An 11,864-nucleotide genomic window follows, 5' to 3' on the forward strand; every position below is an offset into this window, starting at 1 on the left:
CCTGGTCCGGTCGGCCGGCGCGGTGCCGGCCGGGATCGGGGGCACCCGGGTGATAGGGCTGGCCAAAACCATCCGCAACCTGCACGGTCCGGCGATCGTGGGTCGCGACTTACGCACCCGGGCCGCGCTGCTGACGGGCACCTACACGGCCGCGCTCAACGTCGGGTCGATGCTGGTGCTCGCGGTCAGCGGCCCGCTGGCCGCCGCGTTCGGCTGGCAGGTGGCGCTCGGCGCGGCCGCGGTCGTGCCGGTGGCCGCCGCGGCGGTCTGGGGACCGCTGGCGGCCCGGACCCGGCGCCGATCGGCCGACCCGACCCCGTCCCGGGGCGCCACCCCGGCCGCCGCCACCCCGGCCGATGCCACCCCGGCCGATGCGACCGGGCCGGCCGATCCCAGCGACCCGGCCCATCCCAGCGACCCGGCCGATCCGGCCGACGGGGCCGCTCCCCCGGGCCGAGCGGCGACCGCGCGGCCGCCGGTGCCGGCCCTCGCCCGGCGGCCGATGATCCGCCGGCCGTCCACCTGGTTGCTGACCGCGGCGTTCGCCGGCCAGGCGTACGCCTACTACGGGCTGACCGCCTGGCTGCCGACGGTGCTCGCCGACGAGCTCGGTATGACCCGCGGCGCGGCGGGCGCGGCGTCCTCGATCTTCCAGGTGGCCGCGCTGATCGGGGCGTTCGGCGCCCCGCTGATCATCAACCGGCTCGGCGGCCCGCTGGTGTCGTTCCTGATCAACGGACTGCTGTGGGCGGCGCTGCCGCTCGGGCTGCTGCTCGCACCGCAGGCCTGGGCGGTCTGGAGCGCGGCCAGCGGGATCGCCCAGGGCGGCGGCTTCGTCACGATCTTCACGGTCGTGGTCTGGCGGGCCAGGACGTTGCGGGAGAACCGGCAGCTGTCCGCCATCGTGCAGACCGGCGGCTACTGCGTGGCCGCGCTCGGCCCGACCCTGCTCGGCGCGCTGCACGACGGCACCGGGGCCTGGACCGCCTCGCTGCTCACCGCCTTCGCCGGCACCCTGGTGGTGATGGTGCTGGGTGTCGCCGGCTCGATCGGCGCCCGACCGGTCACCCGCTGATCAGCACCCGCGTGACCCGGTCGATCTGCTCGAACGCGCCGGCGACCAGGCGGCTCATCAGGGTGAGCATGAGGTCGGGGGCGGTGGCGGTCAGGTCCGCGATCGCCGCGGCCGGCAGCACCATGGCCTCGACCTCGCCCCGGGCGGTCGCGTCGATGTCGTACTCGCGCCCGGCCACCGCGTACGCGACGCCGAACGTGGTGCCCGCGGTGAACATCGACAGGTGGTGCCGGACGCCGCCCTGATCGACGCTGACCTCGACCGGGCCGGCCACGATGAGGAACAGGCCCTGGGTCGGGTCGCCGCTGCGGACCACCGCATCGCCGGGGGCGTACCGGCGGTGCTCGAGCCGGGGCAGGATGAGCGCCAGCCGCTCCTCGGGCAGCCCGCGCACCAGGGGGTGCTCGCGGATCGGCAGCGCGCCGGCCGCCTCGTCCGGAGAGGCGTGCCGGGCGAGCAGGACGTCCTCGGCGTAGGCCACCGCGTCGTTGAGGTCGGTGAAGTGCCGCACCCGCTTGGCCGGATCGGGGTCCAGCTGCACGACCGCCCCGGCCGGATCGATCAGCACGACCTGCACCCCGTGGGCGCGCAGCTGCTCGCGCACGCCGATCATCAGCCGCCGGGTGACCGCGGCCGTCTCGTCGACCGCGCGCAGGTCGAGCACCAGCACATCCAGCTCGTCCGCCTCCCCGGTCAGCCGGCGGATCACCGACTCGGCCCCGGCGAACAGCAGGTCCCCGTGCAGCTCGTAGACCCGGGCCCGGCGCCCCACCCGCAGCAGCAGGTCGTGCTCGGCCGGCGAGCGCCGGCGCCGGCTCGGCCGGTCGACCACGTCGTAGGCCGCGCGAACGGCGGACCGGGCGGCCCGGCTGACGTGCAGGAAGTGCAGTTCGAGATCCCGGGACAGCCGCCGGCAGGCGGCGACGCCGCGCACGCTGTTGCCGTGGGCGTCCAGCCGCGGGGAGAAGACGGCCAGCCCCAGCTGGCCCGGCAGCACCGCCAGGATGCCGCCGCCGACGCCGCTCTTGGCCGGGAGGCCGACCTCGGTGACCCAGTCGCCGGCCGCGTTGTACATGCCGCAGGTCGTCATGACCGACAGCACCCGCTGGTTGGTGGCGGCGTCCAGCACCCGGTCTCCGGTCAGCGGGTGGACGCCGCTGTCGGCCAGCGTCGCGGCCATCAGGCTCAGGTCGCGGCAGTCCACCTCGATCGAGCACTGCCGGAAGTAGACGCCCAGGGTGGTGGTCGGGTCCTCCTCGACGATCCCGTACTCGCGCAGCAGGTAGCCGATGGCCCGGTTGCGGTTCCCGGTGCGGTCCTCGGAGTGGTACATGGCCTCGTCCAGGCCCAGTTCGCGGCCGGCGAAGCGGGAGTAGAACCGCCGGATCCGTTCGAACCGCTCCTCGACGTCCCCGCCCTGCACCAGCGAGGCGCAGGTGATCGCGCCGGCGTTGATCATCGGATTGCGCGGCCGCTCGGTCACCGGATCCAGGCTGATCTCGTTGAACGGCTCGCCCGACGGTTCGACGTCGACCTTGCCGGCCACCACGTCCAGGCCGCGGTCGGCAAGCGCCAGCGCGTAGGTGAACGGTTTGGAGACCGACTGGATCGCGAACCGCTTGCGGCTGTCGCCGGCCTCGTAGACGTACCCGTCGCTGGTCGCCACGCAGATGGCGAACGAGTCCGGGTCGACCACGGCCAGTTCGGGGATGTAATCGGCCACCGACCCGGACCGCTCTCCGGTCAGATCCCGGTAGAGCCCGTCCACGTAGTCCTGCACCAGCGACTTCATCCGCCGCCTCCCCCTCCGCTCGGCCGGGTCGATCATGACGAACCGGCCGGCCCGTTCGGCGTGTCGTGGGCGTGTCGCGCCCGGAAAACTCAGTCCGGCGGTGCGAAGGAGGGTGCGCTCGCGGCCGGCCACCGGGCCAGCGAGCGCCGGCTGTCGAACCGCCGGTGCCCGCCGCTGAGCGGGTCGACGAACTCGATCCGCTTGGCCAGCAGCTGCAGTGGGTCGGAGTAGTCCTGCCGGTCGGTGTCGAGCAGGGTCGGGTAGAAGTTGTCGCCGACGATCGGCAGGCCGAGCGAGTTCATGTGCAGCCGCAACTGGTGCACCTTGCCGGTCGCCGGGTGCAGCCCGTACAGGCCCCGGTCGCCCCGCACGGCCAGCAGCTCGACCCAGGTCCGCGCGTTGGGCTCCCCCGCGACCTGCTGGGCGGTCGGCGTCCCCCGCTCCTTGACGATGCGGGACTCGACGACCGTCGGCAGCTCGACGTCGGGGCGGAACGGCGCCACCGCCTCGTAGTACTTGGTGACCTTCCGCTTGGCGAACAGCGTCTGGTACGCGCCGCGGTTGGCCGGGCGCAGCGAGAAGATCAGCACGCCGGCGGTCACCCGGTCCAGCCGGTGGATCGGGCTCAGGTCGGGCAGCCCCAGGTCGCGGCGCAACCGGACCAGGGCCGACTCGACCACGTGCAGCCCGCGGGGCATCGTGGCCAGGAAGTGCGGCTTGTCCACGACGAGCAGATCGTCGTCCCGGTGCAGGATGTCGATCTCGAACGGCACCCGCGGCTCGGGCGCCGGGTCCCGGTACAGGAAGACCCAGCCCTGCGGGACGAACGGCGTGCCCACCGTGACGACCACGCCGTCCCCGTCGACCACCTCGCCGGCGTCGACCTTCTCCCGCACCCGGGTGGCGTCCGCGGCGAACCGCTCCACCAGGTACTCCAGGACGGTGGGCGGACCCTCGTCGGGGAGCCGGATCCGGCTCGGGTTCAGCCCGTCCCGGACCGGAAGCGGGGGCCGGCGCACGCGGGGAAGGATAACCGCCCGGACGCCGGCCCCGGCCCGATCGCGCGCGATCACGGCCGCGTGCGCGTCAGCAGTGCGGCAGCACCGCCGGCGGCACGATCAGGTCGCGGTGGATCCAGGCCGAGCGCCCGTCCGCCTCGATCAGGAACCACAGCGGGTTCTCGGCGATGACCTGCCCCTCGCGGAAGCACATCGCGTCCACCTCACGGCCGGCCATCAGATGATGCACCGGCAACGACTCGGTGGACGGGCTGCTGTAGGTCGTCGCGAACTGCTTGATCACCGCGCGCTCGCCGCTCGTGCCGGCCTCGCCGGATCCGGCGAGGTCGGCCCCCAGGCCGGTCAGCACACCGGCGGTCGAGAGCACCGCCGCTGCCATCAATCTGGTCATGGACCACTCCTTTCGATGACCGGTGCCGGACGGTCCGGCACCGGACATCCGAGCCTCGCCCGGCGGCCCCGGCCGGCGCACCGGCCGGCCGGTGGATCGGCCGGCGGACGCCCCGTCCCCCGACCGGAGGACCCGATCGCCGCACGCGGCGCCCCGACCGGGTCGGCTACGGTGCGGTCATGTCCGCCGCCGGCCGCCGCTCGAAGCCGCCGGCGCCGAGCCGGGACGGCGTGGAGCTGACCAACCTCGACGCGCCGCTGGCCGACGGCCCGGAGACCAAGCGGGCGCTGGTCGACTACCTGGACGTCGTCGCCGACCGCATCGTGCCGGTGCTGGCCGGGCGGCCGCTGTCGGTGCTGCGGGTGCGGCCCGGCCAGCCGCCGTTCATGCAGAAGAACCTGCCGCGGTACACGCCGGACTGGGTCCGCACGACGGCGGTCTGGGCCTACGCCTCGCACCGCGAGATCCGGTACGCCCTGTGCGACGACCGGCGGACCCTGCTCTGGTTCGCCAACCAACGGGCCGTCGAGTACCACGTGACGCTGCACCGGGCGACGGAAACGGCGGGGGTGCCGGGTGGGGCCCCGTCGTTCCTCGTGCTCGATCTGGATCCACCGCCCGGGGCCGGGTTCGACGTCGTCGTCGGCACGGCCCACCTGGTGCGGGCCGCGCTGGACGAGGTCGGGCTGGCCGGCGCGGTCAAGACCAGCGGGTCCAAGGGCGTGCACATCTTCGTGCCGCTGGTCGGCGGGGTGGACCCGGAGGCGGCGGCCGCGGCGACCCGCGCCCTGGCCGCCCGGGCGGCCCGGCTCGATCCGGAGCTGGCGACGACGGAGTACATCGTGCAGGACCGGGAGGGGAAGGTGTTCGTCGACGCGACCCGGGCGGGCGGCGCGACGGTCGTCGCCGCCTACAGCCCCCGGCTGCGTCCCGGCGTCCCGGTCTCGTTCCCGCTGTCGTGGGCCGATCTGGACCGCGCCCACCCGGCCGATTTCACCATCGCCACCGCCCCCGACCGGCTGGGCTCCGCGGACCCCTGGCGCGAGCTCATGCCGCCGCCGCAGCACCTGCCGGACGCGCTGGTCGAGCAGGGCCGGGCCATCCCCGTCGCCCGGGTCGCCGCGATGCACGAGGGCAAGCGCCGTGCCCGCGCCCGGCGCGCGGCGGCGGACGGCGCCGACCCCGCTCCGAACGCCGACCCCGCCGGGAGCGGAAACCCCGCCCCGAGCGGCAACCCCGGCGCCCCCTGACCGCGCGGATCAACAACCCAGGCGCGGATGAAGTGGCCCCGAATGTGCACCGTGGGACGGTTGTCAACGACTTCATCCGCGCGGCAGTCACCGCACCCGGTGCGGCGCGGATCACCCACCCCGGCGCGGATCAACGAACCCGGATTGCGGACTGGGGCTCCAATCGACGACGTCGTCGGCGCAGCCGCCCACCTGGTCGACGGTGAGGAGTTGCGCGGACGAACTCGCACCAAATGGGACGGGAGTGACACGAGTCGACGAGTTCGTGCGCGCCTGCGTCGATGATCCGCGCGGCGCCCCGGGTCAGCGCTTGCGGCCCAGGATCAGGTAGCCGAGCGGGCCGAACGGCTGGACGAAGAAGGCGATCTTCCACAGCCAGCGCGGGCCGTTGACCTGCGCGTCGGTGCGGCCGCTCAGATCCCGGGCGGCGATCGTCGTGACGACCGCCTCGACCGCGGCCAGGGTGACCACTCCGGCCTTCGCCGGGGTGCTGAGTTCGGACCACTTGCGCTTCGCCATCGGACCAGCCTACGAATCGTCGGACGTGTTGGTGCGCACCGGGGCCGGGTGCTGCGGTTTGCCCTCCCACCCCTCGGGGGCGGCCTCCGGGTGCGTCTTGAAGGCCTCCGCCGACAGGTAACGCTGCATGGCCCGCTCGTAGCGGGTCACCCCGCCGGTGCGGGCGGCCGCCGCGCGTGCGGCGTCCCGGCTGATCCGCTGCTGATCGTTGGTGGTCATGGCGCCGCTCCTCCGCTGCCCGGGACGCCCGGTCCGGGCCCTGGCACCGAGCCTGCTGGTGTCCCGGCTTGGATTCTGCGCCCCGGCAAACCGGGCATCCAGTGCCGAAAGTCCCTGACCTGCCGATCGAGTCGGGGTGCTGGGGGCCTGCGCCGGGAACGGTACGGGCCGCGACGGGGCGGGCCGGCTCCGCCGAGGGCGAACAACCGGGTGGGGGCCGCGACGGGCGGGCGTAGCTTCGAGAAGGTGACGACCACCGCACCCACCGAGCTGCCCGCCGACCTGCCGCGGACCGTCTCCGAACTCCGCGCCTCGGGCCACCGGCAGCGCGGCGTCCGGCAGGAGATCCGGGAGAACCTGCTGATCGCGCTGCGCGCCGAGCACGACCCGTGGCCCGGCATCGTCGGCTTCGACACCACCGTGCTGCCGCAGCTGGAACGGGCGCTGCTGGCCGGCCACGACATCGTCCTGCTCGGCGAGCGCGGCCAGGGCAAGACCCGGCTGCTGCGCACCCTGCCGTTGCTGCTGGACGAGTGGACCCCGGTCATCGAGGGCTCCGACCTGGGCGAGCACCCGTACCAGCCGATCACCCCGGAATCGGTGCGCCGGGCCGCCGACCTGGGCGACGACCTGCCGGTCGGCTGGCGGCACCGTTCGGAGCGCTACACCGAGAAGCTGGCCACGCCCGACACCGCGGTGGCCGACCTGATCGGTGACGTCGACCCGGTCAAGGTCGCGCAGGGCCGGTCCCTGGGCGATCCGGAGACCATCCACTACGGCCTGGTGCCCCGGGCGCACCGCGGCATCGTCGCCGTCAACGAGCTCCCGGATCTGGCCGAGCGCATCCAGGTCGCGCTGCTCAACGTCATGGAGGAGCGCGACATCCAGGTCCGCGGCTACACGCTGCGGCTGCCGTTGGACGTGCTGCTGGTCGCGTCGGCCAATCCCGAGGACTACACCAACCGCGGCCGGATCATCACCCCGCTCAAGGACCGCTTCGGGGCCGAGATCCGCACCCACTACCCGCTCGAGCTGGACGACGAGATCGCCGTCATCCGGCAGGAAGCCGATCTGGTCGCCACGGTTCCCGAGCACCTGCTGGAGATCCTGGCCCGGTTCACCCGGCTGCTGCGCGAGTCCTCCGCCATCGACCAGGGTTCCGGCGTCTCGGCCCGGTTCTCCGTCACGGCGGCCGAGACGGTGGCCGGCGCGGCGCTGCGCCGGGCCGCGCTGACCGGCGAGAGCACCCCCACCGCACGACCGATCGACCTGCTGGCGGTCCCGTCCGTGCTGCGGGGCAAGCTCGAGTTCGCCGCCGGTGAGGAGGGCCGGGAGGACGAGGTCCTGGAGCACCTGCTGCGCCGGGCCACCGCCGACACCGCCCGCCGGGCGCTGCGCGGCGTCGATCTGGCCCCGCTGGCCGAGTCCGTCACCGGGACCCCGGTCCGCACCGGTGATCTCGTCTCCGCCGCGGCCGTCGTCGCCTCGCTGCCCGCGGACCGGGCGGCCAACGGGACGATCACCGAGGTGGCCAAGCGGCTCGGCGTCGCCGGCACCGAGGACCCGGGCCCGATGGCGTCCGCCGCCGAGCTGGCCCTGGAACTACTCTTTCTCACCCGAAAGCTGGCCAAGAACGCCGATGACGACACCGTCCGCTACGGCTGATCTCTCGTGAGACGGCGCCGCTACTCCTACGGACCGTACGACGGCGGTCCCGATCCGCTCGCGCCCCCGCTCGACCTGCGGGAGGCGATCGATCGCCTGGGCGAGGACGTGCTGGACGGCAGCTCGCCCCGGCAGGCGCTGCGCGAGCTGCTCCGGCGCGGCCTGGGCGAGCGGCGCGGGCTGGACGAGCTCAACCGCCAGCTCTGGCAGCGCCGCCGCGACCTGCAGCGCAACAACCGTCTCGACGGCACCCTGCAGCAGGTCCGGGAACTGCTCGACCGGGCGGTGACCGCCGAGCGGAAGACGCTGGAGCGGCGCGACTCCGGCCCGCAGGCGGACGACGCCCGGTTCCGCGAGCTGCAACTGGACGCGCTGCCGTCCGACGCCGGCGGCGCGGTCCGGGAACTGGAGAACTACGACTGGCAGTCCCCCGACGCGCGGTCGGCCTACGAGCAGATCAAGGACCTGCTCGGTCGGGAGATGCTCGACCAGCGCTTCGCCGGCATGAAGCAGGCGCTGGAGAACGCGTCCCCGCAGGACGTCGAGGCGATCCGGGCGATGCTCGACGACCTGAACGTGCTGCTGCAGGCGCACGCCCGGCTCGAGGACCCCACGGAGCAGTTCGCCCGGTTCATGGCCGAGCACGGCCACTACTTCCCGGAGAACCCGCAGACCACCGACGAACTCGTGGACGTGCTGGCCGCCCGGTCGGCGGCGGCCCAGCGGATGATGAACTCCCTCTCGGCGGACCAGCGGGCCGAGCTGGCCGCGCTGACCGAGCAGGCGTTCGGCGACCCGCGGCTGGCCCAGTCGCTGTCCCAGCTCGACGCCATGCTGCAGCAGCTGCGGCCCGGCCAGGACTGGGACGGCTCCGGACGCTTCCGCGGCGACAACCCGATGGGCATGGGCGAGGCCACCCGCGCGCTGGAGGAGCTGGGCCGGCTGGACGCGCTGGGCGAGCAGCTGGCCCAGGGGTATCCGGGGGCCAGCCTGGACGACATCGACCTCGACCTGCTGGCCGAGGTGCTCGGCGAGCCGGCGCGGGTGGACGCCCGGGCGCTGGCCGAGCTGGAGCGCGAGCTACGCGACCAGGGCATCCTGCAGCGCGCCGCCGACGGGTCGCTGCAGCTCTCGCCCAAGGCGCTGCGCCGGCTCGGCCAGACCGCGCTGGCCGACGTGGCCGACCGGATCGGCGGGCGGACCGGGGAACGGGAGACCCGGCGCTCCGGCGCGGCCGGCGACGCCTCCGGCGCGACCCGGCCGTGGGAGTTCGGCGACACCGCACCGTGGTCGGTGCCCCGCACCCTGCTCAACGCCCAGCTGCGGCGGGCGAGCGGTGACCCCCGCCCGCTCGACGTCGCCGACGTCGAGGTGATCGAGACCGAACGCCGGGTCCGCGCGGCCGTCGCGCTGTGCGTGGACACCTCGTGGTCGATGGTGCAGGAGGGGCGGTGGGTGCCGATGAAGCGCACCGCGCTGGCCCTGCACCACCTGATCTCGACCCGGTTCCGCGGCGACGACCTGGCCCTGATCACGTTCGGCCGGCACGCCGGCCGGGTCGAGCTGGGCGAGCTGGTCGGGCTGGAGGGCGCGTACGTGCAGGGCACCAACCTGCACCACGCGCTGCTGCTGGCCGGCGCCCACCTGCGCCGGCACCCGGACGCCACCCCGGTGGTGCTGGTCGTCACCGACGGCGAGCCGACCGCCCACCTGGAGCCGGACGGGTCGCCGGTCTTCGCCTACCCGCCCGCCCCGGAGACGCTGCACGCGACGGTCGGCGAGCTGGACCGGCTGACCGGGCTGCGGGCCGCCGTCACCTTCTTCATCCTCGGTGACGACCCGCGGCTGGCCATGTTCACCGACCGGCTGGCCCGCCGCTGCGGTGGCCGGGTGGTGGCGCCCGACCTGGACGGGCTCGGCGCGTCGGTGGTCGCGGACTACCTGCGGCACCGGCGCTGACCGGGGCCGACCGGGGCTGACCGGCGCCATGATGGTGCGGTGACCGTCACCGACGTCGACCGGCTGGCCGAGCTGGAGGCGCTGCGCCGCCCGCTGACCGCGTACGCCTACCGGATGCTGGGCGCGTCCAGCGAGTCCGACGACGCCGCCCAGGAGACGATCCTGCGCGCCCACCGGCACCTCGACCGGTTCGATCCGGCCCGCGGGTCGCTGCGCGCCTGGGTCTTCCGCATCGCCACCAACGTCTGCCTGGACCTGCTGCGCGGCACCGCCCGGCGGGCCGGGTCGGTCGATCTGGGGCCGGCGGCGGCCGACGGCGGCGCCCTCGGCGCGCCGCTCCCGCCCGACCGCTTCGTCGAGCCGATGCCCGGATCCCGGCTGCTGTCGGCGACCGACCCGGCCGAGCTCGTCGTCGAGCGGGAGACGGTGCGGCTGGCGTTCGTCGCCGCGCTGCAGCACCTGCCGCCCCGGCAGCGGGCCACCCTGATCCTGCGGGACGTCCTGCGGTTCTCCGCGGCCGAGACGGCCGCACTGCTGGAGACCTCCCCGGCGGCGGTGAACAGCGCGTTGGTCCGGGCCCGGGAGACCCTCGACCGGCACCGACCCTCGCCGGCCGACCCCTTCGACCCGGCCGACGCCGGCCAGCGGGCGTTGCTGGAGCGGTACGTCGCCGCGTTCGAGGCCCATGACGTCGACGCGCTCACCGCCGTTCTGCGGGCCGACGCGGTCACCTCGATGCCGCCGTTCGCGTGGTGGGTGCAGGGCGGCGCCCGGATCGCCGGGCTGATCGCCCTGGGCGGCTGCGCCGGGGCGCGGCTGGTGCCGACCCTGATCAACGGTTCCGCCGGCTTCGGGCAGTACCGGCCGGCCGACGGGTCCGATGGTGGCCCGCTGCACCCGTTCGCGCTGGTGCTGGTGGAGCTGCGGGGCGGGCGGGTGGCCGACTCGGTGACCTTCCTGGGCAGCGGCGACCGCTTCGCCGAGTTCGGCCTGCCGGAATTCCTGCCGGCCGACCGATGAATCCGCGGCCGCCCGGTCGTACCCGGTCCGACATCCCGACCGGAAGGACGGCCCCGTGGCCCTGGACACCGAACTCGACCTGACCGACCCGATCGCCGCCGCGACCGCCGCCGAGCGCGAGCGCCTGGCGGACCTGCTCGACGAGCTGACCCCCGACGAGTGGGGCGCCGATTCGCTGTGCGCCGGCTGGCGGGTCCGCGAGGTCGTCGCGCACATGACGATGCCGTACCGGCACTCCGGGCCGAGCGTGCTGGCCGGCATCGCCGCGCACGGCGGCGACTTCAACCGGTTCGCCGACGAGCTGGCCCGTCGCGACACCGCCGAGTGTTCCGACGCCGAGCTGCTGGCCGACCTGCGCGACAACGTGCGCCACCCGTGGCAGCCGCCGGCCGGCGGCCAGACCGGGGCGCTGAGCCACGACGTCATCCACGGGCAGGACCTCACCGAGCCGCTGGGCCGCCCGCGGCCGCCGGCCGACCGGGTGCGTCTGGTGCTGGCTGGCGCCGGGCCGATCCAGCTGGCCTTCTTCGGGGTGGACCTGACCGGCCGCCGCCTGGTCGCGACCGACACCGACCTGGTCCTGGGTGACGGCGACGTGGTGACGGCGCGGCCGGCGGCGGAGCTGCTGCTGGCCGTCGCGGGCCGCAGGGATCTGGACCCGCCGATCCGCTGACATCGGCGGCGGACGCTCCGGCGGACCGCCCGTCGGGCACGAGACGCTGGTCACACCGGCGGCCGCCCCGGTCGGGTCGGTCGTTCGGGTGGCCGGTGGCCGCCCGCCGGACGGAGCGGCGGCCCCGGAGCCGGTCGCGGGGGCCCGCCGGACCGGTCCGGTGCATCTCAAGCAACTGATCGAAATATTCCAGCAATGGCTGGGACGTGACCGGTGTCGGCTCGCTCGGCGCCACGAAGAACCCGGTCACGAAGGCCGCCGTATTCGCCTCGGTCAGTTCCG

General features: G+C 74.6%; 11 protein-coding genes. 6 read left to right on the forward strand and 5 right to left on the reverse strand.

Annotated features, from left to right (window positions below):
* The coding region (locus tag ACOJUF_RS04335) for an MFS transporter (RefSeq protein WP_420120639.1) at positions 1-1,075 on the forward strand (1,075 nt) is incomplete at its 5' end.
* Here ACOJUF_RS04335 and glsA read toward each other — a convergent pair.
* The 3 genes from glsA to ACOJUF_RS04350 form a co-directional block, all read right to left on the reverse strand.
* On the reverse strand, positions 1,065-2,867 hold the full coding sequence (gene glsA / locus ACOJUF_RS04340; protein WP_420120640.1) for a glutaminase A: 1,803 nt from the start codon (positions 2,865-2,867) through the stop codon (positions 1,065-1,067). The two genes, ACOJUF_RS04335 and glsA, sit on opposite strands and share 11 nt — an antisense overlap.
* An 89-nt stretch (positions 2,868-2,956) precedes the next feature.
* Entirely contained in the window at positions 2,957-3,886 is a 930-nt protein-coding gene (locus tag ACOJUF_RS04345) for a pseudouridine synthase (RefSeq protein WP_420120641.1), read from the reverse strand.
* Between the two features lie 67 nt (positions 3,887-3,953).
* Complete coding sequence (locus ACOJUF_RS04350) at positions 3,954-4,277, reverse strand: hypothetical protein (protein ID WP_420120642.1); 324 nt, start codon at positions 4,275-4,277, stop codon at positions 3,954-3,956.
* 179 nt (positions 4,278-4,456) lie between these two features.
* Between ACOJUF_RS04350 and ACOJUF_RS04355 the strand changes: the two genes are divergently transcribed.
* Positions 4,457-5,527 (forward strand): DNA polymerase domain-containing protein, encoded by a 1,071-nt coding sequence (locus ACOJUF_RS04355; protein ID WP_420120643.1) that lies wholly within the window; start codon positions 4,457-4,459, stop codon positions 5,525-5,527.
* Between the two features lie 303 nt (positions 5,528-5,830).
* On the opposite strand, the gene ACOJUF_RS04360 is transcribed toward ACOJUF_RS04355, so the two are convergent.
* Both ACOJUF_RS04360 and ACOJUF_RS04365 read right to left on the reverse strand, forming a co-directional pair.
* Complete coding sequence (locus ACOJUF_RS04360; protein ID WP_420120644.1) at positions 5,831-6,046, reverse strand: hypothetical protein; 216 nt, start codon at positions 6,044-6,046, stop codon at positions 5,831-5,833.
* A 9-nt stretch (positions 6,047-6,055) separates the two neighbouring features.
* Entirely contained in the window at positions 6,056-6,265 is a 210-nt protein-coding gene (locus ACOJUF_RS04365) for a hypothetical protein (RefSeq protein ID WP_420120645.1), read from the reverse strand.
* A gap of 246 nt (positions 6,266-6,511) precedes the next feature.
* Between ACOJUF_RS04365 and ACOJUF_RS04370 the strand changes: the two genes are divergently transcribed.
* From ACOJUF_RS04370 to ACOJUF_RS04385, 4 genes are read left to right on the forward strand one after another with little or no spacing between them, the layout of a single operon-like run.
* On the forward strand, positions 6,512-7,930 hold the full coding sequence (locus ACOJUF_RS04370; RefSeq protein WP_420120646.1) for an ATP-binding protein: 1,419 nt from the start codon (positions 6,512-6,514) through the stop codon (positions 7,928-7,930).
* Positions 7,931-7,936: 6 nt separating this feature from the next.
* Positions 7,937-9,889, forward strand: a complete 1,953-nt coding sequence (locus ACOJUF_RS04375) for a vWA domain-containing protein (protein WP_420120647.1) — start codon at positions 7,937-7,939, stop codon at positions 9,887-9,889.
* Positions 9,890-9,928: 39 nt separating this feature from the next.
* Entirely contained in the window at positions 9,929-10,909 is a 981-nt protein-coding gene (locus ACOJUF_RS04380; protein WP_420120648.1) for an RNA polymerase subunit sigma-70, read from the forward strand.
* A gap of 55 nt (positions 10,910-10,964) precedes the next feature.
* The gene (locus ACOJUF_RS04385) at positions 10,965-11,582 is read left to right on the forward strand and encodes a maleylpyruvate isomerase family mycothiol-dependent enzyme (RefSeq protein ID WP_420120649.1); all 618 of its coding nucleotides are present in this window, start codon (positions 10,965-10,967) and stop codon (positions 11,580-11,582) included.
* Positions 11,583-11,864 lie beyond the last annotated feature (282 nt).

Source organism: Nakamurella sp., from assembly GCF_048594475.1.
Lineage (GTDB): Bacteria > Actinomycetota > Actinomycetes > Mycobacteriales > Nakamurellaceae > Nakamurella.